Origin of the sequence: Paenibacillus taichungensis, assembly GCF_047302525.1 — a bacterium.
Classification (GTDB): domain Bacteria; phylum Bacillota; class Bacilli; order Paenibacillales; family Paenibacillaceae; genus Paenibacillus; species Paenibacillus taichungensis_B.
In genome coordinates, this window is record NZ_CP168020.1 from 3,581,757 (window position 1) to 3,606,485 (window position 24,729).

The 24,729-nt window shown below is 47.2% G+C and carries 27 protein-coding genes and 1 pseudogene; 2 read left to right on the top strand and 26 right to left on the bottom strand.

All coding sequences use genetic code 11. The annotated features are described in order from the left end of the window. Positions 1-6 precede the first annotated feature (6 nt). From ACDJ58_RS15915 to ACDJ58_RS16040, 26 genes and pseudogenes are all read right to left on the bottom strand, one after another. Complete coding sequence (locus ACDJ58_RS15915; RefSeq protein ID WP_413371850.1) at positions 7-885, bottom strand: metallophosphoesterase family protein; 879 nt, start codon at positions 883-885, stop codon at positions 7-9. Beyond that, positions 882-1,715 (bottom strand): HAD-IIA family hydrolase, encoded by an 834-nt coding sequence (locus ACDJ58_RS15920; protein ID WP_413371851.1) that lies wholly within the window; start codon positions 1,713-1,715, stop codon positions 882-884. Before ACDJ58_RS15920 ends, ACDJ58_RS15915 begins: the two co-directional genes overlap by 4 nt. Positions 1,716-1,733: 18 nt before the next feature. Continuing rightward, a complete protein-coding gene (locus ACDJ58_RS15925; RefSeq protein ID WP_413371852.1) occupies positions 1,734-2,447 on the bottom strand; it encodes a glycerophosphodiester phosphodiesterase in 714 nt (237 codons plus the stop codon). 144 nt (positions 2,448-2,591) lie between these two features. After that, entirely contained in the window at positions 2,592-3,131 is a 540-nt protein-coding gene (locus tag ACDJ58_RS15930; RefSeq protein WP_413371853.1) for a glycerol-3-phosphate responsive antiterminator, read from the bottom strand. A gap of 185 nt (positions 3,132-3,316) precedes the next feature. Continuing rightward, positions 3,317-4,156: an ABC transporter permease gene (locus ACDJ58_RS15935; RefSeq protein WP_413371854.1), complete on the bottom strand. Its 840-nt coding sequence runs from the start codon at positions 4,154-4,156 to the stop codon at positions 3,317-3,319. Continuing rightward, positions 4,153-5,319 carry an extracellular solute-binding protein gene (locus ACDJ58_RS15940; protein WP_413371855.1) on the bottom strand — a complete coding sequence of 389 codons (1,167 nt, stop codon included), beginning with the start codon at positions 5,317-5,319 and terminating at the stop codon, positions 4,153-4,155. The genes ACDJ58_RS15935 and ACDJ58_RS15940 overlap by 4 nt, the downstream gene beginning before the upstream one ends. A gap of 14 nt (positions 5,320-5,333) precedes the next feature. After that, a complete protein-coding gene (locus tag ACDJ58_RS15945) occupies positions 5,334-6,374 on the bottom strand; it encodes an ABC transporter ATP-binding protein (protein ID WP_413379688.1) in 1,041 nt (346 codons plus the stop codon). Positions 6,375-6,418: 44 nt separating this feature from the next. After that, on the bottom strand, positions 6,419-7,243 hold the full coding sequence (locus ACDJ58_RS15950) for an ABC transporter permease (protein WP_113054293.1): 825 nt from the start codon (positions 7,241-7,243) through the stop codon (positions 6,419-6,421). Next, positions 7,219-8,283 carry a LacI family DNA-binding transcriptional regulator gene (locus ACDJ58_RS15955; protein WP_413371856.1) on the bottom strand — a complete coding sequence of 355 codons (1,065 nt, stop codon included), beginning with the start codon at positions 8,281-8,283 and terminating at the stop codon, positions 7,219-7,221. Before ACDJ58_RS15955 ends, ACDJ58_RS15950 begins: the two co-directional genes overlap by 25 nt. Continuing rightward, positions 8,268-9,020, bottom strand: a complete 753-nt coding sequence (locus ACDJ58_RS15960) for a glycerophosphodiester phosphodiesterase (RefSeq protein WP_413371857.1) — start codon at positions 9,018-9,020, stop codon at positions 8,268-8,270. The genes ACDJ58_RS15955 and ACDJ58_RS15960 overlap by 16 nt, the downstream gene beginning before the upstream one ends. Further along, entirely contained in the window at positions 9,017-10,093 is a 1,077-nt protein-coding gene (locus tag ACDJ58_RS15965) for a CehA/McbA family metallohydrolase (protein ID WP_413371858.1), read from the bottom strand. The genes ACDJ58_RS15960 and ACDJ58_RS15965 overlap by 4 nt, the downstream gene beginning before the upstream one ends. After that, a complete protein-coding gene (locus tag ACDJ58_RS15970; protein WP_413371859.1) occupies positions 10,090-10,557 on the bottom strand; it encodes a hypothetical protein in 468 nt (155 codons plus the stop codon). The genes ACDJ58_RS15965 and ACDJ58_RS15970 overlap by 4 nt, the downstream gene beginning before the upstream one ends. 330 nt (positions 10,558-10,887) lie before the next feature. Continuing rightward, positions 10,888-11,217, bottom strand: a complete 330-nt coding sequence (locus tag ACDJ58_RS15975; protein ID WP_163756867.1) for a metal-sensitive transcriptional regulator — start codon at positions 11,215-11,217, stop codon at positions 10,888-10,890. A 149-nt stretch (positions 11,218-11,366) separates the two neighbouring features. Next, positions 11,367-11,612 (bottom strand): glutaredoxin family protein, encoded by a 246-nt coding sequence (locus ACDJ58_RS15980; RefSeq protein WP_413371860.1) that lies wholly within the window; start codon positions 11,610-11,612, stop codon positions 11,367-11,369. 22 nt (positions 11,613-11,634) lie between these two features. Further along, positions 11,635-12,462: a hypothetical protein gene (locus tag ACDJ58_RS15985; protein WP_413371861.1), complete on the bottom strand. Its 828-nt coding sequence runs from the start codon at positions 12,460-12,462 to the stop codon at positions 11,635-11,637. Positions 12,463-12,489: 27 nt separating this feature from the next. Next, the gene (locus tag ACDJ58_RS15990) at positions 12,490-14,922 is read right to left on the bottom strand and encodes a heavy metal translocating P-type ATPase (RefSeq protein ID WP_413371862.1); all 2,433 of its coding nucleotides are present in this window, start codon (positions 14,920-14,922) and stop codon (positions 12,490-12,492) included. Positions 14,923-14,951: 29 nt separating this feature from the next. Then, a complete protein-coding gene (locus ACDJ58_RS15995; RefSeq protein WP_413371863.1) occupies positions 14,952-15,152 on the bottom strand; it encodes a copper ion binding protein in 201 nt (66 codons plus the stop codon). 367 nt (positions 15,153-15,519) lie between these two features. Beyond that, on the bottom strand, positions 15,520-15,723 hold the full coding sequence (locus ACDJ58_RS16000; protein ID WP_413371864.1) for a heavy-metal-associated domain-containing protein: 204 nt from the start codon (positions 15,721-15,723) through the stop codon (positions 15,520-15,522). A gap of 5 nt (positions 15,724-15,728) precedes the next feature. After that, positions 15,729-16,367, bottom strand: coding sequence for a nitrite reductase (locus ACDJ58_RS16005; protein WP_413371866.1), 639 nt, complete (start codon positions 16,365-16,367; stop codon positions 15,729-15,731). A gap of 33 nt (positions 16,368-16,400) precedes the next feature. Then, positions 16,401-17,240: a hypothetical protein gene (locus ACDJ58_RS16010; RefSeq protein ID WP_413371867.1), complete on the bottom strand. Its 840-nt coding sequence runs from the start codon at positions 17,238-17,240 to the stop codon at positions 16,401-16,403. A gap of 58 nt (positions 17,241-17,298) precedes the next feature. After that, positions 17,299-17,634, bottom strand: coding sequence for a metal-sensitive transcriptional regulator (locus tag ACDJ58_RS16015; protein WP_413371868.1), 336 nt, complete (start codon positions 17,632-17,634; stop codon positions 17,299-17,301). Positions 17,635-17,772: 138 nt separating this feature from the next. Then, a pseudogene (locus ACDJ58_RS16020) lies at positions 17,773-18,106 on the bottom strand (metal-sensitive transcriptional regulator). A 75-nt stretch (positions 18,107-18,181) separates the two neighbouring features. Beyond that, positions 18,182-19,612, bottom strand: coding sequence for an MFS transporter (locus tag ACDJ58_RS16025; RefSeq protein ID WP_413371869.1), 1,431 nt, complete (start codon positions 19,610-19,612; stop codon positions 18,182-18,184). A gap of 332 nt (positions 19,613-19,944) precedes the next feature. Continuing rightward, complete coding sequence (gene solA / locus ACDJ58_RS16030; protein WP_413371870.1) at positions 19,945-21,069, bottom strand: N-methyl-L-tryptophan oxidase; 1,125 nt, start codon at positions 21,067-21,069, stop codon at positions 19,945-19,947. A gap of 307 nt (positions 21,070-21,376) precedes the next feature. Then, positions 21,377-22,123, bottom strand: a complete 747-nt coding sequence (gene map / locus ACDJ58_RS16035; RefSeq protein WP_413379690.1) for a type I methionyl aminopeptidase — start codon at positions 22,121-22,123, stop codon at positions 21,377-21,379. A gap of 27 nt (positions 22,124-22,150) precedes the next feature. Then, a complete protein-coding gene (locus ACDJ58_RS16040) occupies positions 22,151-22,846 on the bottom strand; it encodes a TetR/AcrR family transcriptional regulator (protein WP_413371871.1) in 696 nt (231 codons plus the stop codon). A gap of 668 nt (positions 22,847-23,514) precedes the next feature. On the opposite strand from ACDJ58_RS16040, the gene ACDJ58_RS16045 reads away from it, so the two are divergent. Further along, complete coding sequence (locus ACDJ58_RS16045) at positions 23,515-23,844, top strand: PadR family transcriptional regulator (protein WP_413371872.1); 330 nt, start codon at positions 23,515-23,517, stop codon at positions 23,842-23,844. 14 nt (positions 23,845-23,858) lie between these two features. After that, entirely contained in the window at positions 23,859-24,722 is an 864-nt protein-coding gene (locus tag ACDJ58_RS16050) for a pentapeptide repeat-containing protein (RefSeq protein WP_413371873.1), read from the top strand. The last annotated feature ends 7 nt before the right edge of the window (positions 24,723-24,729 follow it).

Genomic DNA, 24,729 nt, shown 5'->3' on the forward strand with positions numbered 1-24,729 from the left:
TTCACATTATTGTGCGGCCGATGCTATTCGAACGGATAAGATAAGGTCGCTTTCTTCACCCACTGCATTAGCGACAGGTCCAAAGCCCGGCGTATCATGACAAAAACTCTGAATATCATTCATGAGAACAGCACCCAGCATTCGTTGGTGAGTGATTACTACTTCGCCCTCATCAACTTCAATAACGCGGTATGCCGGCACATCGAGACAAGCTGCGGTCTGTACGTAATGCCATTCTCCTTGCTTAACGATGGAATTCATGTGATTATGCCCGCAAAAATAGATGCCTCCACCTGGCCGACTATTGAATACATCCCTCAGTTCATCCTGCGGACGGATGTAAAGCTTATCTAGTGTCGAGCGCGCAGTCGTATCGAATACCGGATGATGCCCGAAGACGAGCACTTGCTTTTCATGTGAATCGGCAATTTGGCCTTTAATCCATGTCAGCTGCTCTTCGTCTAGCTCCCCTCCCCAATCCTCACGGTTCATTTCCTGGGTAGTATCCAGAAAAATTAGTCTGGCGTGAGACGTATCTATGGCCCGATAGCGTGCCTGACCTGTTAGCGTGGAAATTTCATGCTTTGGCAGCGAATACGTATCATGATTACCCAGCACATGAATGAATTTCCGTTCACTTTTTGCAAGAATGGAGAAAATGGATCGAAGTTCCTGAGCCGTTCCTTCATGCGTTAAATCACCAATTGAGATATGATAGTCCGCATCCTCCTTCAGAAAAGCCTTGAGCATATGCTCGTATGCCCGGACTCTTGCAGCCCTCATTTCTTCCGTCCCGTGACTCATGCTTGAATAGTGAAGATCACCAAGTAACGCCAGACGCATAAACGCCACCTCCATCTTTATTTTGGATACCTTCCGGTTCAAGCCTTCTCCACCTGCAACACATTTGAAGGCTTTGGATGGGCCTGCTGCTCCATGATGAATTCGTTGAATGAAGGCCATATATAATCCGGAACGATTTTTGTCTTTCCGATATCCTCTCTTGAAGAGATCCCCGTAAGCACGAGCGCAGTCTTCATTCCATTTTGCTGTCCAAATAAAATATCTGTTTCCAGCCGATCACCTATCATGAGGCATCTGCTGCGATCCACATCCAATAGCTGAAGCGCCTTCTCTGCATAATAGCGGGAAGGCTTGCCAATCACGACCGATGCTTTCTGCTGACTGGCCGCCTCAATCGAGCTTAGAACAGCTCCGGTATCCGGAATGATATCCCCTTGAACGGGACAGCAGTTGTCCGGATTAGTTGCGAGCAGAGCCGCTCCATGGCGCACTGCTTTTGCCGCCAGATGGAGCTTATCGTAGTTAAATTTCCGATCCATTCCGACTAACACATGTGTTGATCGATATGGATCCTCGGTAATTGCTACCCCGAGTGCCCGAAGCTCCCTCCGCAAAGCTTCCTCACCTACAACCAGCACCTTGGCGTCCGGCGCATGCTCTGCAAAATACATTCCCGAAAGGTAACCTGCAGTCAGAATTTCATCAGGCTGGCACGAAATGCCCAAACTCAGCAGCCGTTTGTAGCAATCTTCCTTGGTATGAACGGGAGTATTTGTAAGGAACAGCAGGCGCTTGCCTCGTGTACGCAAGCTGTTTATAAAGCTATTCACGCCAGGGAGCCTCATCTGGCCAATATAGATGGTCCCGTCCAAATCAAAGCAATAAGCATCGTAAGCATATACATCTTCCATCACATTACTCCTGCCCGCTCACAATGAGCTGGACAACTCCAATACATCTATGAAGCATTCCAGTTCGTCAGTGCAGACCCATACGGACGGATACTCCTGAAATTTCTTCATGACGGAAGTCTCGTTGATTGTCCACGCCATCAATTGGATTCCTAATTCTTGGCATTTATGAATGTAATGCTCGGTCACAAAAGCATGGTGTATGGACAAGAACGTCGCCCCCATCTCTAATGACCAGTCCAGAATAGCTTTCGAACAGCCAAAGGTAATGAGACCAATACGTACATCGCCAGATCGTTCCCTGATCTTCTCCAGGGCATCGAAATCAAATGACGTAATTACCACCTGATCCAGCATGTTGAATTCCTCGATAACTTCAAGTACCCTTTCCTCCAGATGAGGGTAATAGCTTCCCATCTGCTTGAGCTCAATGTTAAGTTGAATCTTACCCTTTAAAGCACGCAGCACCTCTTCAAGGGTTGGAATATGTTCATCTTGCTTGATTTTTAAAGATTGCAGCTCCGAAGCAGTATAATCAGCCACCCTGCCTGTTCCATTTGTCATGCGGTCAAGCGTATGGTCATGAATCACCACTGGAATTCCATCCTTGCTGAGATGAACATCCAGTTCGAGATGTGTGAACCCAAGCTCTACCGCTTTTAAAAAGGAAGACATCGTATTTTCAGGATACTTGCTTGGATAGCCGCGATGAGCAACTGCTTGAATGATCATGCTCTATTACCTCCCGTTATATATTTTTGGACAACACAAAAAACCCAGCAGCAAATCACCCTCCTTCAACATCAAGGTTGTATTGATTTACTTACCACCGGGTTTTCTCGTCGTCTCCACCCAAGGATAAATGTATGATATTAATTAATTCCAGAATTTCTCATGGCCTACTGAAACAAAATCTGCCCCGCTCTTTAATGCTTGTTGTATTTCTTCCTCATACCGGATAAGGCCACCCACAATCAATGGCTGCGAGATGCGTTCTTTCAGTTCTTGGATGACTCGAGGCATTAATCCCGGCATCAGTTCAACCTCATCAGGCTTATAGCTCATAATCATACGAACCGCAGTCGTTATTGCTGCCGTATCAATGGCGAATATGCGCTGAATGCTTAATATGCCCGCTTGCTTGGCCGCAGAAACTGCGTTGCTCTTTGTCGTCACGATCCCGTCGATTTTGAACACATCTGCAAGATATTGAATTGCTGAGACATCTCGTCCAATCCCGGATACCATCTCCGTATGCACATAAGCTTGTTTGCCACTTCGATGCAGACTCTCTATGATCGAACCCAGATTAGTAATGTTTCCTGTCATCAGAATAACTCGCTGTACATCGCTTGCTATAGCTTGTGAAATTTGTTCATCTGTCGTGATGGAGGCTATGATCGGATAATTCTTCATGTGTCAGTCCTCGTTCCCTCGTTTGTCTTCTTAAATGTTAAAGCTAAAGTATTCGTTATGTATCATTGTGATGTAAACGGGTTGTTAATTTTCACCTTTGTAAAAAAAGAGAAAGTACTGATCCTGTTTTTCCATCAAAAAAAAGCGCTCCCTATAAAGGAGCACTTCAGCTTTTTGAAACCCGTCTAAATCTTCGCCTTCTCCTCCTCCGCCATCGACCGGATGTAGAAAGCACCCAGCACCGAGCAGAGCAGGAATGAGAAGAAAGCAATCGCCGCGGCTTGTTCACGCTCCTGGAAAACGCTGAATACCTGCTGCATGGAGACACCAAGCATCTGCGGAGAGTTCGCCCCGATTAGATAGGGCGCAGTGAAAGAGCCGATGACCCCCATGAAGACAAAGGTCAGGGCAACAAGAAATGTCTTGTACGACAGCGGGAAAATAAACCGGGTAAACAGCGTCAGTCTGCCTACACCCACGTCCTTTGCACTCTCAATGATCGATGAAGGAATGCCCGACAGCGCGGAACTGAGCAGCATAGTCGTAAATGGAATGTTGAACCACAGGTTGGCGATGATAATCCCTTTCTCGTCAAAGATGATTCGTGGCAGCGTAATCCCGACCACCTCAAGCATGCGGGCGAGCCAGCCATGGTTGCCAAGCAAGTTGATTAGACCGTAAGTTGCGATGACACCAGGGATGAACAGCGGGATCATGTACGTTTTACGAATCAGATTAACGATTGGCCCCTGGTTGAAGCGCATGTAGATCGCCAGCGTATAGCTGACCAAGATCACGGCAACGCACGTAATGGCAGTCACCCCAAGCGTAAATACGATATTGCTACGCATCCCCTTATCAGTGAACAGATACGTATAGCGGCTCAGATCGTATCCACCCGAACCATTGCTCAGGCTCATGATGAAGGATTGAACAATCGGGATAATGACGACGATCAACAGGATGGCGAAGGAGGGGAGCACCATCGCCAGGCCTGTGATCGACTGTCTGGCTTCCTTACTCATTTCGCGGCAACGTCGCTCTGCCAGCGTTTGTTAATCTCCGTGCCCAGATCCCCGATGTTGAACGTGCGGAAGCCTTCGGCCACACCGTCGAACTTATCCTGCATTTCCTGCGACATGTTGGAAAGCTCAATGCCCGGGAAGCCATTCATTTTGTCGACGATCACTTCCTGCGCTTCAGGGGACAGGACAAAATTCAGGAATTCATTGATCGCTTGCTTCTTGTCCGACTCCTGGTTGACCATCAGATAAGTTGGTCCGCCGTTGAAGCCCGGCGTGATCTGCTGCATCTTAATCGTATCCGGCAACAAACCTTCGTTCAGCTGCTGCAACACCATGTCCGACCAGGCCGGAATTAAGGAAACTTCGCCATTCATTAACAGATCCAGCGTACCCTGGTTTTTCTTCGGATAGATGCCCTGCCCGTAGACAGATGGTCCGATCTCTTTGAGCGTGTCGAAACCGCCGTCCCACTTCTCCATGATCGCCGGATCGGAGTTGTGAATGTCTTCTTCCGGCAGGTCCTTGTAGACAATCGTCTGGACGAACGAGCTGCCAGAACCGCCCGTTGACGGGTCATTGTAAGCGAACTGCTCGGGATTGGCTTTGATCCACTGCAACAGCTCGTCCAGCGTAGTTGGCGGATTGGAGATTTTGCTGCTGTCATAGGCCAGAACCACGGCGGACGAACGATACGGAACAGCGAAGTTGTCCACATCCTTCATCGTGTCCGTGTTGACTTTGCTTAGGTTAGGAATGTCTTTCTCGTTCAGTTGCTCCCAAATACCATCCTTTGTGCCCTGCGCGACGGAGGTGATGCCGTCCTCGTACAGGTCGATATCTCCTGAGCCCTTACCTGCTTTCTTAGCGGCTACGATCCGGTCGTAGGTCGGCTCAGCGCCAGTACCGGACGGGATATAGACCAGGTTCACGTCGATATCTGGATGCTGTTTCTCGAACATCGGCTCCAGCGAATCCCACAGATCCTTGACGTTTTGTGAGCCGGTAAAATAGAAGTTGAAAGATACCGGATTGCTCGATGCAGCAGCGTTCCCCTCGGTGTTTGAGGTACTTTTAATCTCGCTTCCGTTTCCACACCCGGCCAGCAATGACATTGACAATCCCACAACAGTCAACAATGATAAAAATGGCTTTTTCATACGCATATCATTCATCCTCCTCAGTTCGATTCATCGACCGGGAATCCGGTCATTTTCGAGATCGAGACGCCGACGTCTTTTCCTACCTGCAGTTGCTCAACGAATTCCTTGTTCAGAAAAGCACGTATAATGCCAAATTCCACCAGTTCCACGGTAACTTCGGCGTAATGTCCAAGAATCATTACCTGCTTGACCTTGCCCACCAAAGTACCTTCACCCATCACAGTACTGCTCACCTGTACGTCTTCTGGTCGGACCGCAGCCGTCACCTGTCCGCTTAACCCCTTCTCGTTCGGCAGGCGAAGATGTCCTATCCGGATGTTCTCCCCTTCCGCCACCCCCTTCAGGAAATTCATTTTGCCGATAAAACCGGCGACATATAATGAAGCGGGCTCATCGTAAATCTGCTGCGGAGGAGCAATCTGCTCGATGCGCCCGTGATTCATGACGATAATGCGGTCAGATAACGATAGCGCTTCTTCCTGATCATGCGTGACAAAGACCATTGTCAGCCCGGTCTTCATTTGGATCTCACGCAGCTCCTCACGCATTTCGTGCCTCAACTTAGCGTCCAGCGCCGAGAAAGGCTCGTCCAACAGAAGTACCGCCGGATTCAGCAACAGAGACCGCGCCAGTGCAACTCGCTGCTGCTGTCCACCTGAAAGCTCGGCCGGATACTTCTTCCCGAAACCCGACAGTCGGACCAGCTTGAGCGCATCTTCAACCGCTGTGCTGATCTCTGCCTTCGGCATTTTGCGGATCTTCAAGCCGAACGCCAGATTGTCGTATACCGACATATGTGACCACAAATTATAGCTCTGGAACACCATCGAGGTCGGCCGTTTCTCCGGTGGCAGTTGAATGACACTCTTGCCTTCGATCAAGATGTCACCGGAGTCCGGTTCGAGAAACCCGCCGATGCTCCGTAGTACGGTAGTTTTCCCGCACCCGGAGGGACCAAGAAGGGTGACCAGCTCGCCTTTTTCGATATCAATGTTGATGCCGCTGACACCGTCACCGGTTTTGTAACGTTTGGCTAACTCTCGTACAGACAACTGCATACTTCTGCCTCCCTTTGCTTCGGAATATAGAACGAAACACATTTTTATTTCATTTGAAAACCGCTCGCCAGCACGTCCGCGCTCACCAGCCGCTGGGCTGCCACCAGCAGAATAATGGTTGGCAGCGTCAGTATGATCGAGAATACGGCTCCGGCGCTGCTCGGAAAGTCGGAAATAATGGAGTACATGACGATTGGCATCGTTTTGTAATCCGGGATGCCGACCAGGAACGTCCCCTGCGCTTCGTCGAGCGAATTGAGGAACGTGAAGATCGAAGCGACCATGATGCCAGGCATCGCCATTGGCAGGGTGATGCTACGGAACACTTTGAACGGGCTCGCCCCGACGTCCCGCGCCGATTCCTCCTGCGCCCGGTGCACGTTGCGGAAGGCGGAGGTCGGAATCCAGGTCATGAACATCAACACGTTGATCATATGAATCAGCACAACGCCTAGCAGCGTATTCATCAGTCCAATCCGGTAGAAAAGGACCGCGATGGAGACGTACAACCCCATTTTCGGAAAGGCGTGCGTCAGCAGGAACGAGAACAGGAACATCCGCTTCAGCGGAAACTGGAGTCTTGCGAAAGCGTACGCTGCTGGGATGCAGACGACGATGGACAGCAGGGTCACCAGGGTAGCAATGAGGAAGGACAATGAGATCGACGAGACAATATCGTCCTTCGCCAGTACAAACTCCCACCATTTGAAGCCCCATACCTGGGGCAGAATGTCCGGATAATTCCACTTTTCACTAAAGGCAAGCACAAGCAGGTTCACCAGCGGACCCGCGAAAAAAACGGCGAACACGGTCAGCAACACAAATTCGATTATTCTTCTCGGACCTACGTGTTTCCAGTACCAAGACATGTTCCGTCCTCCCTTCCATTCGTCGATTGACGAACAATCACTTCGCTTTCGTATTCAATCAGGCGCGGCACGCTCCCCTCGCCGCTAATCAGGCGATCCAGAACCGTTACCGCGTCTCGGCCGATACCAGACGCATCCACACTGACAGTAGTCAGTGATGGGTGGTACATGCCGGCCACTTCAGTATTGTCGTAACCCATAACGGATACTTCCTCCGGAACGCGGACGCCGCGCTCCTGCAGCACCTTCATCGCGCCCAGTGCAAGCATGTCATTTGTACTGAACAGAGCGCTGTATTGTCCCTCCCGGAATGCCGCATAATGCTCCTCCATCAGCTTCCGACCGGAATCGAAGCTCGATTCCGATGACTCGACGACGGTAAACCCGTCCTGTTCAGAACTAACGCCGAGGGATTCCAGCCGTTTTCGGAATCCCTCCAATCGCAGTGAGTGGCTCCGATGCTCGCCCGGTCCGGCGATGATAAAGAATTTGCGGTGTCCGCAGTCATATAAATGCTGTGCCGCCCGTTCTCCACCGGCTTCATCGTTGCTCACGAGATGCACAACGTCCGGATCTTCCGTCGATCCGTTCACCATCAGATAAGGGATATTGAAGTTTTTGACGTAATCGATGACGTTCTTCTGCAGCCGGCTGACGAGGATGAGTCCATCCACCCGCTGTTCCAGCATATAATCGGTGGAGCGTAGCGACATTTCCCTGTCGGTCTTCAGGAAAATTGAGTAGCCCATCTCTTCAGCGGACATCAGTATCTCGTCAATGATTCTGCCGTACAGCGTGTGGGACACGATCGGAAGCCTGTCACGGAAAACGATGACTCCGATGTTGTACGTGCGCTTGGCGACCATCGCCCGGGCGACGGCGCTCGGCTTGTAACGAAGCTGCTTGACCGCCTTGAGAACGCGATCCCGGACTTCGGGACTCGCGTATCCGTTTCCGGAGATAACCCGAGAAGCGGTCGATTTCGATACACCGGCCAGTTGGGCCAGCTCCCGCAAACTATGATTCAGCTTATTGTCCAATCCCTATTCTCCTTTGCAAAATCCGTTTCTTCCCGGACAGCAATCAGCTTCGCCGGATCACGGGTTGTTATCGAATCGACGCCCAACTGTGCAAGTCGCCGCATGTCGTCCGCCTCGGAAACCGTCCAGACGTAGATAGCCAGACCGCTCCGCTGCACAGCTTCCATTAGTTCTGGCTGAACTAGCTGATACGGCACGTTAATCCCAAAGCAGCCGGCTTCGCGAGCATTTGCACACGCCTGGAACATTGCCTCTTCGTAGCTCAGACTCCCGAAGCTTTGCATGTTCACATTAAGCAGCCTGCGGATGCTTGGAGCGTTCCGGCTAGCTTTAACCGCTGAACCGTATTCGCAGCCACTGAGAAACACCATCTCCTCCATACCCATCCGATCAACCAGGGCGGAGACTGGTCCCAGAGCGCTGTCTGTTTTGATATCAAGATTCATGATTTTACCTGCTTGGCGTATCTGTTCAAGCACATCCTGAAGCGTCGGAATGGGTGCTAATCTAGCGGTGTTCAACTCCTTCAGTGTCATTTCTGCAAGACTGCCTCGGCTTCCATCTGCCAAAACGATATCGTCATCGTGGGCGAGCACCGGCACACCGTCCTGAGTCGATCGAATATCGTCTTCGTAAATATCCACGCCAAGCTTTAGAGCCGCCTGAAGTGACTCGAAAGAATGATCGGGATGGCCCATGCAGCCAGTATGGGCTGTGATCAGCGGAAATTTGTTCATTGCGAGTATCCTCCTTCTTCGAAATAGATGGCGTTGGTAAAGGCGATCAGCACATGGACCCCTCGTACGGTTCCCCACAGCTCGGCGCGAATCCACCTACGGGGGGTATCTAGAGCGGACTCCCTCAGTTGGGCTTCAAATTGCATTATCTGTTCGTCCGATGAAGACGGAATTTCAAGGTTAAGCTCCTCGCCCAGATTGGAACACAGCTTCAATCTGCAGACCTGCTTCGGTAGCGACCACAGTCCGGTGCGTACCGAGAAGTCCAGCGTCAAGTTCGCCCGGATCGGCTCCTCTGCAGCTTCCCGTCTCTCGACTACTGTTGGAACCGTAGAGCCTATTGCATAGAATGCACCCCCAGCTTCCAGCGTCAGGGTCAGCAGAGGACCTATCGTTACGGACGCGCGCCCTTCCCGCAGCGCTTGGATAAGCGTTTCTTCATGGAGCCAAAGGGCTGTCGAGTCCTCGTTCCCCGCCACTGCGTCGTCCTCGATGCCGAGGTAAGTAACCGAGATCGGATCGTCTGTCTCGCCCTGCGCGTGCCAGTCCCTGCCTGAAGTGGCCGCAATCCGATATCCTTCATTCAGCTTGTATGTCCACAGATCAAAAGCCCGCCGATTGTTCGTCTGAATGGAAGGGAACGTACCGGACCAGACTTCGATGTAATCGACAGCGGACCAGTTCCCAATCTCGTATTCCCAGAAGCAACCAGTACAGGCCGGACTGCCGATTCGGAAGGGATGAGCAAGCCCAGCGATTCCACCGAGGCGATGCACGTTCTCGATCCCCTCATCGATCCCATCCCGATCCGCTTGACGCCAGTCGGCAAAAGCGCTCAGTCCTATCGTCACCATATGGCCGTAAAAAGTTGTCCACTCCATGCCGGGGATGATTCGCAGTCCGTACCTCTGCTCGATTTCCTCTTTGCCACTCAGGCCGGACATCGTGTTGTGATCGGTCAGCGCGATGGCGTCGAAGCCCAGATTTGCTGCTCCCGCTGCCAGTTCTCCCAGCGACTGACTGCCATCGCTGTGCAGCGTATGTGTATGCAGTTCACAGGCGAACCACTTCATATCGAGTCCTCCTCTGTCGTCCAGATTTCCAGTTGATAATCGCAAGTATCGGTCACGATGCAGTGCAGGCTTAATGTGACGCTCCAGGGCCCCGGAACCAGCTCGCCCGCCATAAGGCCGGGAGAAGCTTCTCTCTCCGATACGTATAGATCCTGCACCTCGTCTTGGCGGTGGCACGCCCCTCGGTATCCCCGCGCATCGTCCAGCGAGAGTGTCATCAGATTCTTCAGAGGGAGATGCCGGTCAGCATTGGCAATCGCGTATTCCCGATTGTCCGGCAAAATGTATAGATCGTAACTGTCCTTGAGCAGCCGTAGCGCCTTCTCCCGATTTTCGAGCGTCTTCGGCGTATATTGTAATCGCAGGTTCAGCTTCCCACAGCCCTCGTCCAACTCAAAAGGAATGCGGATATGTGTTTGGGAATCCTCCGGAGATGCGTATCCTTGTAGATCCAGCAGTTTCATTGCGCCGCACCACCTTTCATTAATCCGTTATCTTCATGACTTACGTTATGCACTTCTTGCTGAATGTGGGACCGTTCCCACATCTAATACTTATGTTACGGGTAAAAAATCAGGTCTGTATCTGCATCGTGTTAATATTCTGTAAATGCAAAAAAGACCAGACTTCTATTAAAAGAAGACTGGCCATTTTATCTTTTTATCGCTAGATTGTTTTCGCACTGCATACGAGGGGCAACAGATGCAAAAAACGAGCTGCGCGGAATCATGCCGTAATGGCGGCCCGAAAGCAAAAAAAAGGTGGAGAATCAATGTGATCCCTCCCCCTTTCTGTTATTTAATTAGCTTATTTACGGTAGTCATCAGTTCATCCAAAACTTCGCGGTCGCCTTCTTGAATCCGTTCAATGACACAACTCTTTAAATGGTGTTCAAACAGCTGTTTACCTAACCCATTAAGAGCGGATTGTATTGAAGCGATTTGATGCAACACATCATCACAGTACGTGTCTTTTTCGATCAGTCCCTTTACCCCGCGTACTTGCCCTTCGATACGATTCAGCCGATGAATCAAACTGAGCTTTGTTTTTTCGGAATGATGACTTTTCCGCTCTGTAGAAGATGTATGGTCAACTGAGGTGGCCTCGTGTGTTGTTTTATCCATTTGAATCAACTCCTTTTATTCAGATTAACATCCCCCACCCCCCTATGTAAAGTGAGGCTCCTTTTAGTAAGTTTCCTTTGATCGAAAAAGCAGCTCAACTTAAGCGTGAGCTGCTTTTTCCGTGAACTACATATAAACAGAAAGTCACCTTACTCTTTATTCAACAATTTGCTTATTTCACTGAGATTCTCCGCGAAGCCGATAAACACCTTATCGCCAATCACAATCGTCGGCACAATCTGTTTTCCAGTCAAATTCCACACTTCTTCTGGATACTTTGGATTTTCTGTGCAGTCAAAGTCTGTATAGGGAAGCTCATTCTCTTTGAAAAACCGTTTAGCATAACTGCAGTCACTACAGGTAGGAATCGTATAGATTTTAATTGTTTTTTCCATGCTCGATACACTCCTTATCGAATCATTTGATGTCGACTGCGAAAGGTACAGTAAAAACTTCTCCTTGGTGCTGAAATTGGCCCCATATTTTATAAGTCCCACTTTTCGGAAAGGAAGTCATAAACTCCGCTTTCGGACCGGTCGCTTTTTCGTCCATTGGATGAACATGGAGATATTGCTCCGCATCATCTGATAATATAACGACATGTCCTACAGCACCCAGATATTGCTCCAGGTTGCTAATCCCTTTCTTTGTTTGTGCGTCAACAATATTAAACGTAAGTGTGATTTCATCTTTCGCCGTTGTGTTGCTTATGGTAAGTTCAATTTCTTTACCATCAACAACTTTCACAAGCTTTGTATCAGCTTCTATAGGCTCCAGTGCTTTTTCTTCTCCCTCCACTTTCACCCATTCACTGAGCGTAGTACTCGATCCGCCTTTTGGAAGGATGTCTGCAAAGAATTTGTATCCTCCACCATTCAGAAACGTTGTATTGATTTTGAAATTGCCGTTTCCATCGTACTCAGGGTGAATGTGGCTAAAGTAGGAGAGGTCTTTATTAACAACGATGAGATGGAGCAATTTCTCATGGCTTCGTTCAAATTCTTTGACCAAGTTGCCCTCATTGTCTTTAATTTGAATATTCAATTCCACATCCGTGTTCGTTTTTGCTACTCCAGATGCAAACGTAAATGAAGCTTTAAGGTTACTTGCAGTCTGTACGCTACTATCGTGATCACCATGACCGATGTGACTATGACTGGTGCCACCATGGCCGTCTGAATGATTACTTTCCTTTGGATTTCCATAGTGCGGCAGTACGCCGAAGGCAAGAATATTTCTTATCATAAAAATATCGCTCCAATCTGATCCTATTTAGTTTCGTATTTTCACACGTTGCAAACGAAGCGCGTTAAGAACAACGGAAACCGAACTCATTGCCATCGCTGCACCGGCAACCCACGGTGCTAACAAACCAATCGCAGCAATTGGAATCCCTAGTGTGTTATAACCAAGCGCCCAAAACAGGTTTTGCTTAATATTTCTCATGGTCTTACGGCTCATGTAAATCGCATCAGGAATGCTGGACAGGTCTCCGCGCATAAGGGTAACATCTGCAGCTTCCATGGCTACATCTGTCCCTGTGCCAATTGCCATACCAATGTCTGCCGTCGCAAGGGCCGGCGCATCATTGATACCGTCTCCGACCATCGCCACTTTTTTGCCTTGAGCTTGTAGTTTTTTCACTTCTTCTGCTTTTCCTTCAGGCAAAACCTCAGCCCGTACATGGTCAATACCCACTTGAGCCGCGATGGCTTTAGCTGTCCGTTCATTGTCGCCAGTAATCATGATGACCTGAATTCCCATCTCTTTTAGACGACTCACTGCAGCTTTGGACGTTTCCTTAATTGTATCCGCCACAGCAACCATACCTGCATATCGATCATCAATCGCAACCAGCATGGCTGTCTTGCCTGACTCCTCTAAACGAGACATCGGTTCGTAAGCTGCCTTCGCGTTAACTTTATACTTTTCCATCAATCGGCGTGTACCAATCAGTAATTGTTTCCCTTCTACAACGGCCTTGATTCCGAATCCTGGAATGGCTTCGAACGATTCTGTTCTCGGCAGCTCAATATTTCTTTCCTGGATGCCTACCACGATCGCTTCCGCAAGCGGATGCTCCGAATTTTTCTCCGCCGCGCCGACCAGTCTTAGGAATTCTGACTCGTTACCTTCAGCTAATACATCTGTCAGTTCGGGCTTGCCTTTTGTTACCGTACCGGTTTTGTCGAGAATGATCGCATCGATCTTATGGGTCTGTTCCAGATGTTCTCCACCCTTAAACAAAATACCAAGTTCAGCCGCGCGTCCCGATCCCGCCATGATTGACGTCGGAGTTGCCAATCCAAGCGCACATGGGCAAGCAATAACCAGTATGGCAATTGCTTTTTCCAAAGCTCCTGCGAAATCGTTGGGTGTCACGAGGAAATACCACACCAGGAAAGCAACGACCGCGATGCCAACAACAATTGGAACAAATATACCCGAGATTATATCCGCTACCCGTTGAATTGGTGCTTTGGAGCCTTGTGCTTCTTCCACAACTTTGATAATTTGCGCAAGCGCCGTTTCTTTGCCGACTTTCGTTGCTTTGATTCGAAGAATACCGTTTTTATTAATCGTGGCTCCAATAACCGCATCTCCGGCTTTCTTCTCCACAGGGAGACTTTCGCCCGTAAGCATGGATTCGTCTACCGACGACACGCCCTCAAGCACTTCTCCATCCACCGGCAGTTTATCCCCTGGACGGACAAGAACGACATCCCCTACGATGACTTCATCCACCGGAATCGTCAGCTCTTTGCCATCGCGAATGACCAAAGCCGTTTTCGCTTGTAATCCCATCAAGGATTTAATTGCTTCGGAGGTCCGGCCTTTCGCGTTTGCTTCGAAAAGTTTCCCCATAATGACCAACGTAATCAGAACTGCACTTGTCTCGTAGTACAAGGACGGTCCATGATGCATACTGTCACCCATCGCATACCAATCGAGGGTCAAGTACAGGCTGTAGAAATAAGCAGCGGAGGTTCCAAGTGAAACCAGAACGTCCATATTCGCACTGCGATTGCGCAGCGCCTTATATGCGCCTACATAAAACTGTTTACCAATATAAAATTGCACCGGAGTGGCCAAAATAAGTTGAACCCAAGGATTCATCAGAAAATCTGGCATGTACATCCATGAGGTAAACGAAAAGTGAGCAACCATCGTCCATAACAGCGGGAAGGAGAAAATCGCCGAAATTAACAATTTCCGTTTCTGCTGACGTATTTCATTAAGACGGTGGTCATCCGCATTTTGATTCTCCTGCTTGATCATGGCTTTATAGCCAAGCTTTTTGACTTTGTTTTGCATATCCTCAATCGTGACATCGCCCGATGAATACTCCACGCGAGCCGTTTCCATCGCGAAGTTTACAGTCGCATTTGTAACGCCTGGCAACTTGCTTAGTCCCTTTTCGATTTTGTTAGCACAAGCAGCACACGTCATGCCTTCGAGATTAAACTGCGCAACTTCCGTAACAGTGCCGTATCCAAGCTTTTTAATGGTTTCCTCTAGAGTATTCCTATCCACTTTTACCGGATCGTACGTTACATTTGCTTTTTCCAACGCAAAGTTTACGTTAGCTGAAGAGACTCCTTCCATTTTATTGAGGCCTTTCTCAATTCGGTTTGCGCAAGCGGCGCAAGTCATACCAGTAATTTGCAAAGTTGATTGCTTATTCTGAGCGGCTGTTGATTCCACAAAGATTCACTCCCTCGTTGTCAATTGACTTACACCACGTCGTATCCCTGATCTTCTACGGTCTCCTTAATTCGATCGATTGTTATTTGAATTTCATCAAACGACACATCCACTGTGTTCTTCTTAAGATCAACCTTCCCTTTAGCCCCTATTTCTTTAAGTGCGCCTTCAATGGAGTTGACGCAATGTTGGCAGCTCATACCTTCAACTTGAAGTGTAATGTTTTTCATTTTTCCTCATCCCTTCGTTCTGATATATTTATTAACGCCCTTCTTAAATATAGTATACCCCCCTACCCTATAATAGTCAACATGCTTTCTCTTTTGTTTCATCGTCACTCTCTCTTGAACTCGCTCCATGATGAGCTTTTGAGTTACTGCTCATACAAAAGCGTACCCTTTCCATTCACAGCGGAATGATTTAATTCAGTGAAATTTAGTATAATTGAGCAAACCCGGTCGAGCTTCGACCGGGTTTGCTCATTACACCACAAATTTCAGTTAGATCCTCAAAACCAATGAAATCCAGATAAACTGTACTTTATAATGGCGTTTGGCAAAATTATAGTCATAGCAGCACAGGTTTGGATGCTCACTGTCACACCAGAACGTTATAACCCTTTTTCCGAATGGCTTCCTCAATTTCGGAAATCTGAATTTTTTCTTCGTCAAACCGAACATCTATCGTGCCCTGCTCAAAATTCACTTGCCCTTCAGCTCCGATTTCATTGATCGCACTTTCAATTCTAGGAACACAAGAACGGCAAGTCATGCCTTGTACTTGAAGGCTTGCCTCTTTCATAGTTTTCACCTCCTTTCAATGGATTCCTCTGCAATCTGTTGCAACTGCTCAAGCGAAATCCGTTTTACGAATTTGCTGAACTTTTCCTTGCCTTTTGCCTGTTCTTTATAAAAATCAATGATGCCTGTAACAGCCCAAATAAGCTGATCTTCCGTGATTTCTGAACGAAGCAATTTGGCGAAGGACGTTTTAAGTCCCTTCGATTCACCGCCAACGTAAATATCAAACTTATCGCGCATTTTGATAACGCCGATATCCTTAATCAGCGGTTCGCTGGTACCTAACGCGCAACCCGCATAGCCGATTTTTAGCGGTGCAGGTGTCTCGATGCCAGCTATTGCTTTATTCAATGTTTTTGCTGTTTTAAGCCCAGCTTCTTCGGCACCTTTACAGAAATTGCAGGCAATTAGACTTTTGGTTACAAACCCCGCAGGATTCACTTCAAGGCCAATACGCTCAAGTTCTTCCTTGATTGTTTCTCTTTGCTCGATCGGCACTTCTGCATAGAGCTGTTTGAAAGTGGTCATTTCCACTTTAGCATCTGTTCCTACGCTATTTCCAATTTTTACAAGTTGGTTTGGCGTGAACAAGCTACCGCCAAGTTGAATCACTGGGCTTATGGCAATTTTGATTTTTTCAACCACAATTCTTCCTCTCCTCAGTTCAAACTTAACGAATCACTCGATATCGACTACGAAAGGTACAGTAAAAACTTGCCCTTGATGCTGAAATTGACCCCATATTTTATAGGTTCCACTTTTCGGAAAGGAAGTCATAAACTCTGCTTTCGGACCAGTCCCTTTTTCGTCCACTGGATGAACATGGAGATATTGCTCCGCATCATCTGATAATATAACGACATGTCCTACAGCACCCAGATATTGCTCTAGATCGCTAATGTCTTTCTTCGTTTGCGCGTCAACCATATTAAACGTAAGTGTGACTTCGTCTTTCGCCGTTGTGCTGCTTAAGGTAAGTTCAACTTCTTTGCCATCAGCAACTTTCACAAGCTTTGTATCAGCTTCTATAGGCTCCTGCACTTTTTCTTCTCCCTCTACTTCCACCCACTCACTGAGTGTGGTACTCGCTCCACCTTTTGGCACAAAATCTGAAAAGACTTTGTACTCACCTCCATTTGGAAACGATGTTTTAATCGCAAAATTTCCATTTGTATTATAATCAGGATGAATGTGGTTAAAGTAAGAGAGGTCTTTACTAACCACAATAAGGTGCATCAATTTTTCATGACTCCATTCGAACTCATTTACTGAATTGCCATCGGAATCCATAATTTGAATATTCAAATCTGAATTTTCGGTTGCTTTCACTGTTCCAGATGCAAATGAAAATGACGCTTTAAGGCTATTTGCTGGTTGTTCCTTAGTATCATGGTCACCGTGCTCTCCATGGCCAGTACTTGGAGTTGCTGAATTTTCATTTTTTTTGGAGGTACCGCATGCAGACAGCACACCGAGGACCAAAACAACTGTTAAAATAAGCATCATTTTTCTTTGCATTTTGAATATTCTCTCCTGTTCAATAGTAATTTTTAATATTTTGAAGTGTAATGTTTTTTTATTTTTCCTCTTCCTTTCGATTGACCAAAATAGACATTGTTTTTAGCATTTCTTGTGCGATGGATTCGCTATGCTTTGAGTCGGCGCTTGCCGCGTATGACTTCAAATGATTCGACATGAGCAATATACCGACTGCGCTCAAAGCGGAATGGATAGCCTCGACCTGGTTTAAGATTTGATCACAATAATCATCCCGTTCCATTTGCCTCTGTACTCCGCGAACCTGTCCTTCAATTCGATTCAATCTCATCTGGATGGAGAGTCGATCCTTCAGAGTCAGGTAATTTGATTCTTGATTTTTAGGAAATGAATATATTGATTCCTTCGTATCCAATATCATCCACCAACTCTTCTTAAGCATTTTTAGTATACCAACCCACCCTATATTGAGTCAGTATATTTTTACCATACCCATCTACCCTATACCCTATATTAACAAAAAAAAGAAAAAGGTGTGAGTAGTATCCCAAGTTTATTTTATTAACTTATTCATGGTTACCATAAGCTCTGTTAACACCTCGGAGTCCCCTTCTTGGATCCGCTCGACGACACAGCTTTTGAGATGATGCTCCAATAAGAGCTTTCCGACCCCATTCAAAGCCGATTGTACCGAGGAGATTTGGGTCAGTACGCCATCGCAATACGTATCTTTTTCAATGAGTCCTTTAATGCCGCGTACTTGCCCCTCGATCCGATTCAATCGGCTTAGTATACTGTTTTTTTACTTTATCCGAATGATGACTTTTTCTTGGTGTTCCATCAGCAGAGCAGCAACTCGAATCATTTCCGCCTTCATGTTCAAGCATTTCTGTATCCATGTGCACATAGCTCACCTCCTCATAAAAGATTATCTATACCCATTACCCTATACAAAGTTATAACTATACGCCCGTTTGTTTACCCGACTTGGGAGAGCGGATAAACAGAATTGCCAGGATAGCACCTGCGATAGCGATAATTCCTGACCATAGGAACGCTTGCTGAAACCCTTCGTTCAACGCAATTAACTGATCAGCACCAGCTTGGGAAGCTGTTCTTGATGCAGCAATCGCAACCATGATGGCCAGACTTATCGCTGAGCCGATCTGATAGCTTGTATTGGCAAGCCCGGATGCGAGCCCTGACTCTTCCGGCTTGGCTCCCGACATGGCAGACATGGTAGCCGGAATATAAGCAAGCGACATACCAAGCGCGCCTAGCAGTGAGGCTGGAAGTACATGTGTTGCGAAATTACCATCAACCGGCGTGTTTGTTGCAAAGAGTAATAACGATCCTCCAAGGGCTATCAATCCGATAACCACATTGGCTTTCACGCCAATTTTTCCGATCAATTTACCGGAAACGAAAATCATACATATGGCAATAAGTATGGTCATAGGTAGCAAACCAAGTCCACCTGCGAAAGCAGAAAACTTCAATACTTGCTGCAAATAGAGATTAAGGAAAAACCATAACGGAATCCAAGCGGCGGACAGCATAATGAGTGCGATATTACCTGCAGCCAAGTTTGGCGCCTTAAAGATCCTGAGCGGAATAAGCGGTTCTTTTTTTACAGCCTGAATGATTAAGAACAGAATAAACAATACGGCCCCCAAAACTAGTGTCCATACGGTAGTCGGTGCGCTCCATCCATTGTGTTCAGCAGTAACAATGCCGTACACCACCAATACCAATGAGGCTGTTACGGAGATAGAGCCGATAACATCGATGCTTCCTTTTCTTCGAACCCCTTTTGATAAAATTCTAGGGGCTACAAGCATGGCGACGATGCCGATCGGTACATTAATCAGAAATGTCCATTCCCAGCTTAACCACTCGGTTATGACACCTCCTAGAAATACACCAGCTGATCCGCCGGCAGCAGCAGAAGCACCCCAAAACCCTAATGCTTTACCTAACTCTTTGGGGTTACCACTAAACAACATCATGACTATGGTTAATGCTGAGGGGGCAATTAATGCGGAACCAAATCCTTGCAATGCACGCCCGATGTTAAGCGACTCCTCGTTCCAAGCCACACCTGCAAGCAAAGAAGCTAACGTTAGGATCGAAAATCCCCACATGAACATGCGCCGCTGCCCAAACAGATCGGACAAACGCCCACCGAGTAACAGCAAACCGCCAAAGAAAATGACATATGCATTAAATACCCATTGCAAATTAGCCTGTGTATATCCGAGCGCTTCTTTGATTGCCGGCAGCGCAACCCCAATAATTGAGGTGTCCATAATAACCATAAAATTTGCAATGCATAACAAAGCCAGTGCTTTCCAACGCCTTGGATCCGGCAGAGAAAGAGCTTGATTCATCATAAGTATACTCTCCTTGTATATATCTTTTTTTTGCTCTGACGGCCGTCAAAAGCGAGATCAAAATTATTACAAAAATTTCCCTTGCCGACAACTACATAGTATAGCCCCCTACCCTATATTGTCAATTCAAATTTTAATATGCTGGATTTTAATCAGATAGTGGATGATGAAAAGCGTAATGCTCACACATGAAGTTTCTCTTTAATGGGTTCTTATTAGGGGTTTTGGAGTATCCTGCCCGATAACTAACAAGGCTGCCGATTTATGTCGGCAGCCTTGTTAGTTATCGTAATTGTTAAGCCATAGTTACCTTGATAGTTTAACAATTTTTATTAAAACCGATTGATTGAAAATGGAGAAATATTATGTTCCGTTTTCCCTGATATAATCAACTCACTTAAAATCTGTCCAACTACACTACTAAATTTAAAGCCATGTCCTGAGAAACCTGATGCAATGGCAACGTTAGGATAGTTAGGATGTGTATCGATAATGAAATCTTCATCAGGAGTCATTGTATACATACACGTTTTACCGAACTTCAAATCTTGTGCAGAGGGCATATAGTGATGTAAAAATTGTTTTGGATCTGTCGTGTCTTCCTCTAGTTCACCAAATCCCAGGATGGCTTCATCTGGATTGATTGTATCTCCTCCATCATGTCGGCCTACTTTTAATCCAGAACCATCGATGCTTGGAAAACCATAATAATGTCCGTGAGATGTCTCAAACGAAAAGGCTGGGAACTCCTTATGATTATATAAATCTTCATTAGTATCAAACCAAGCAAATGTTTTTCTTATAGGATTAAGAGGAAGATTTAGATCCAACATGGAAAGGAGACTTCCTGACCAGGCTCCTGCTGAAACTACTAACGCATTAGCACTAAAAGTTTGATTATCGGTCTTGATGGTAACTCTTTTACCATGAACCATGATTTCTTTTACTTTACTATTGGTTATGATGGTAGCTCCGTTTTGCTCTGTGAGTTCTCGATATGCTTCAATGCATTCCTCACATTTCAACACTCCTGAGGTTGGTTCGTAGCAACCAATGTAGTTGTTCGGTAAAGTGATGCCTGGCCAACGCTTATTTACTTCAATGGAATCTAAAATCTCAAGTGGTAATGAATAGGTTTTTGAGCTTGAAATGATATTTTGGATAAAATCTGTTTTCTCGTAACCCACGTTTAGAACCCCAGTAGGGAGAAATAATTGTTTTCCCGACACTTTCTCTAAGTCATTCCATAATTCTTGAGCCTTGAGCGCCAACGGAACATAATTTTCACCTTCACCATACGCGTGTCTAATGATTCTCGTCTCTCCGTGATGACTGCCTTTGTTATGGGGCGGGTTAAAGGAATCTATTAATAATGTACTTTTCCCACTCTTGGATAAAAAATAACCAGCCGCCATCCCCATCGAACCTGCTCCAATTACAATTACGTCATAATGCATTGTAAGTTACCTCCTTGTAAGAAATCCCCATGTAACTTAAGTATTAAGTATGGCTAGTATTCTCCTATATTACTAATGATTCTAACACTTAACAATTGCTCTAACCTGGAGATGATATCCAAGTCATAATAAAAAAACCGCATAACAACGCGGTTTTCTTAGATTCGTAAATTTACTAACCTGTAAAAAAACTTCCCTGGTCCCAAGCTGCCTCCACTCTTTTTCGTCGTTTTCGTTTACGAATTTACGTCAGGATCAGCTGGTAGGTTGGCGACCTATTTACTAAAACGTCCGTTCGCATTTAATCTTACTGAGCCGTTAAAATCAGCGGTCCGTCCAGCGTGATTGCGATCGTATGCTCATATTGCGCCGACAACTTGCCGTCGGCCGTTCTCGCCGTCCACCGATCGTCGTCTATCGTGATACGGAACGTACCTTCGTTAATCATCGGTTCAATCGTAAACACCATACCTTCCTTTAATCGAATGCCTTTGCCGGCTACGCCGATATGCTCATAGGTCGGCTCCTCGTGCAAGCTCCGTCCGATCCCGTGCGCCAGCAGATCGCGTACGACCGAATACCCGTGTGCTTCCGCATGCTGTTGAATCGCCGACGTTATGTCGCCGAGCCGCCCCCCGGGTATAGCCCGGGCAATCCCCAGATCCAAGCATTCCTTTGTCACCTTCATTAATTTTTTCACTTCCGGCCGAATATTGCCCACCGCATAGCTCATGCACGAATCGCCGAACCATCCCCCGTATTCCACGACGATGTCGAGTTTAAGCAAGTCGCCGTCCATGAGTACGCGGTTCGAAGGAATCCCGTGAGCCACCACATCGTTAATGGAAATGCAGGTTTCGGCGGGGAAACCGTTATACCCTTTCGTAAACTGCTTGCCACCCATCTTGGTGATATGGCTGGCAACAAAATCATTGATTTCTAGCGTGGTTATCCCAGGCTCAATCAGTTTGGTCACCTTGCGGTAGCAGTCCGCAACGATTTGGCTCGCCGGCTTCATCTCTTCGATTTCCCTAGGTGATTTTATAATGATCATCTTTTGTTCATTCACTCCTTATGCATCCTATAATTTTAAAAACCGGACGATATCCCTTGCCTCTTCGTGCAGCTTTTTGCGGCGCAGCGAAAGCGAGGCGCAGCCAACCAAGGCGGCCACCAGCATTTCCGCACGCTGTAGCCGATACGGCTGCTCCGCCGCGTTTCCGCCGAAAGCAGCATCCTCGTCCGCCGCACGCCCGGTGTCCACCAGCGCAGCAAACGGCGCGAGCACCTCATCCTGAAAAGCAGCCGTGAGCTTGGTCGAGCGTGCTTCAGGTAGCGAGGCAAAGCCCTCAAGAGCCAGCTTATACAGCAGGTATAGGGCGTGGTCCTCCGCCCAAAGCTGCAGAAGCCGGACGCTGGCTGCGGCGACGGTGCCAAGCTCTGCGGAAGCGGGCGTTTCGTGGCTTCGGCTTCGGGAATCCACAGCAGCCAAGTCGAAATGCCCGCCCGCTAGCTCCTCTCCCAAAGCCGAGGTGCGCGGGGCCTCAGGCCATTCCCCGGCCCGCTCCAAAGCGTCCCACAGGAGATCGTGGAGCAAATCGCCCTTATTGCTGTAATAGTGGTATACCGTGCCATACCCGAGTCCCGCCTGAACGGCCACATCCCGAATTTCAAGTAAAGGCCCTTTATTCAGAAACACATCGGCAGCGGCTTTACGGATTTGCGCCAGACGCCGCAGCCGGATCTCTTCGTTTTGTTCCTTCGTGCGTGGAGTCATATCGTCCGCTCACCTCTTTTATTTTTGACCTACTCTTATGTCAATATAAAGCATTGGCTTGCGAATAACAACCCACGACAGAACGATTTTTATTTTCTTATCAAGGCAAGCTCATCATTGCTGATGGTTAACATTGTGTTTTGGATGACTAAGGAATAATCCTTGAGCAAATCCGATGTCATACTCTCTTTAGTATTTCCATAACTGGAACGAGAAATCTCATCTGTATGCTATCGTCCAACATTAACGATCTTCCTGACCCATGCTGGCTCACTCGTCGCCGCCCGCAACAAAAATACCATTCGCCTTCCCTTCAAAGAACAAGGGAACTTGCTTAATTTGCAAATGAACGATACCTCCATTTTTATGACTGCTCACTCAAAAACTTTCTCATACTTCGTCCTATCCTCCGCCAGCACAGCTGTAATTAGTTAGAGTAACTTTACATTACTTCAGCGAATTTTGTCTTAGTTTGATAACGCTAAAATTAACCAATTAAACCCGCATACGCCTGCTAAAATTAAAGCGAAGTTCCGGCTCATTCAGGAAAGTGAATCCCCTTTAAATATCGTTCTGAAAAATCAAAATTTCAAACAAAGTAATTTGCTTGTAAAAGTACCTTGACAGTCAAGGTAGTGTGTCGTATTATACAGTTGCGAGGTGATTAAATGAGCCAGAACAAAATTACATCCGACCTACTACGCGGACATACCGATACGATGATTTTACGGCTCTTATCCGAAGCTGACAGATATGGATACGAGATTGTCAAAATGATTGCTGAGCGCTCGGGCGGTGAGTACGAATTAAAAGAAGCCACAATGTACTCCAGCGTTCGGCGACTTGAAGCGGAGGACGATATCGAGTGGTATTGGGGCGATGAATCTCAAGGTGGACGTCGTAAATATTTTAGGATTACCGAAAAGGGTAAGACAACGTATGACAGCAACAAAGACAACTGGGAGTACGCCAAGCGCGTTCTTGAAAACTTATTATAAGGAGTGTTGAGGTTATGAATGAGAAATTGACCAGCTATTTGAACGGCGTTTTCGCACCGTACGATGGGGTAAAAAGCGTCACTGAATTAAAAGCAGACCTGCACTCCGATTTGCTGGAGCGATTCCGTGATCTCAAAGCCGAGGGCAAGGATGATGAGACTGCTTTTGAGATGACCATCGAGAGCATCGGCGATATTGAGCAAACAGTACAGGAGGTTGCCAACCTCTCCCGCTCGCTGGAGCGGCAGGTGGTGACAAACTTTAGCGCGAGTAACCTGCCAACGAGCGACTTTGCTGGCGTTATCGCGCATAAAGGACAATTTAAGTCTAGCGCGTTGCGAGGTTCTAATTTCACGAACGCGGACTTAACCGGCAGCTCTTTTGCAAGCAGCGATGTGCGGGATGCCAATTTTGACGGTGCAAACCTGACTGATTGCATCCTCTCCACACTTGACCTTTCAAATGTAAGCTTCAATCAATCGATCCTTGTACGCACTACCTTCAGCAAGTCGGGACTGGACCGAGCAAAATTCACAGCTGTAAGACTGACCGACGTCACGTTCTCCTTGACTGATCTTCGAAAAACAATTTTTGAAAACTGTATCTTTAATGGCGTCGAGTTCAAATCATCCGATCTGGGAGGGTTGTGTTTTGACGGGCAAACCTTCATCGGCGTCAAGTTTGACAAGGTGGCACTGAACGAGGTTTCGTTTAAGAACGCGACCCTCAAAAATGTATCTTTTCCAACGTCTGCATGGTCTAAAAAATATTATCGTATTATCAAAACCGTCTGCTTTGACGGCGCGATGATGGATAAACTGACTTATGCCGCCCTTAAAGGCATGGATGCTAATTTGTCAAAAGTTACGGTTATATAAGGAGGGA

Excerpts from the sequence above, each read along its gene's own strand:
- ACDJ58_RS15935 (WP_413371854.1), bottom strand. The coding sequence starts at position 4,156 with ATGAGTAAGGAAGCCAGACAGTCGATCACAGGCCTGGCGATGGTGCTC.
- ACDJ58_RS15985 (WP_413371861.1), bottom strand. The coding sequence starts at position 12,462 with ATGATAAGAAATATTCTTGCCTTCGGCGTACTGCCGCACTATGGAAAT.
- ACDJ58_RS16050 (WP_413371873.1), top strand. The coding sequence starts at position 23,859 with ATGAATGAGAAATTGACCAGCTATTTGAACGGCGTTTTCGCACCGTAC.
- ACDJ58_RS16025 (WP_413371869.1), bottom strand. The coding sequence starts at position 19,612 with ATGATGAATCAAGCTCTTTCTCTGCCGGATCCAAGGCGTTGGAAAGCA.
- ACDJ58_RS15975 (WP_163756867.1), bottom strand. The coding sequence starts at position 11,217 with ATGGATAAAACAACACACGAGGCCACCTCAGTTGACCATACATCTTCT.
- ACDJ58_RS15950 (WP_113054293.1), bottom strand. The coding sequence starts at position 7,243 with ATGTCTTGGTACTGGAAACACGTAGGTCCGAGAAGAATAATCGAATTT.
- ACDJ58_RS16040 (WP_413371871.1), bottom strand. The coding sequence starts at position 22,846 with ATGACTCCACGCACGAAGGAACAAAACGAAGAGATCCGGCTGCGGCGT.
- ACDJ58_RS16045 (WP_413371872.1), top strand. The coding sequence starts at position 23,515 with ATGAGCCAGAACAAAATTACATCCGACCTACTACGCGGACATACCGAT.
- ACDJ58_RS15930 (WP_413371853.1), bottom strand. The coding sequence starts at position 3,131 with ATGAAGAATTATCCGATCATAGCCTCCATCACGACAGATGAACAAATT.
- ACDJ58_RS15960 (WP_413371857.1), bottom strand. The coding sequence starts at position 9,020 with ATGAACAAATTTCCGCTGATCACAGCCCATACTGGCTGCATGGGCCAT.
- ACDJ58_RS15940 (WP_413371855.1), bottom strand. The coding sequence starts at position 5,319 with ATGCGTATGAAAAAGCCATTTTTATCATTGTTGACTGTTGTGGGATTG.
- map (WP_413379690.1), bottom strand. The coding sequence starts at position 22,123 with ATGATCATTATAAAATCACCTAGGGAAATCGAAGAGATGAAGCCGGCG.
- ACDJ58_RS15995 (WP_413371863.1), bottom strand. The coding sequence starts at position 15,152 with ATGAAAAACATTACACTTCAAGTTGAAGGTATGAGCTGCCAACATTGC.
- ACDJ58_RS15965 (WP_413371858.1), bottom strand. The coding sequence starts at position 10,093 with ATGAAGTGGTTCGCCTGTGAACTGCATACACATACGCTGCACAGCGAT.
- ACDJ58_RS16010 (WP_413371867.1), bottom strand. The coding sequence starts at position 17,240 with ATGCAAAGAAAAATGATGCTTATTTTAACAGTTGTTTTGGTCCTCGGT.
- ACDJ58_RS15980 (WP_413371860.1), bottom strand. The coding sequence starts at position 11,612 with ATGGAAAAAACAATTAAAATCTATACGATTCCTACCTGTAGTGACTGC.
- ACDJ58_RS15945 (WP_413379688.1), bottom strand. The coding sequence starts at position 6,374 with ATGCAGTTGTCTGTACGAGAGTTAGCCAAACGTTACAAAACCGGTGAC.
- solA (WP_413371870.1), bottom strand. The coding sequence starts at position 21,069 with ATGCATTATGACGTAATTGTAATTGGAGCAGGTTCGATGGGGATGGCG.
- ACDJ58_RS15920 (WP_413371851.1), bottom strand. The coding sequence starts at position 1,715 with ATGGAAGATGTATATGCTTACGATGCTTATTGCTTTGATTTGGACGGG.
- ACDJ58_RS15925 (WP_413371852.1), bottom strand. The coding sequence starts at position 2,447 with ATGATCATTCAAGCAGTTGCTCATCGCGGCTATCCAAGCAAGTATCCT.
- ACDJ58_RS16000 (WP_413371864.1), bottom strand. The coding sequence starts at position 15,723 with ATGAAAGAGGCAAGCCTTCAAGTACAAGGCATGACTTGCCGTTCTTGT.
- ACDJ58_RS15970 (WP_413371859.1), bottom strand. The coding sequence starts at position 10,557 with ATGAAACTGCTGGATCTACAAGGATACGCATCTCCGGAGGATTCCCAA.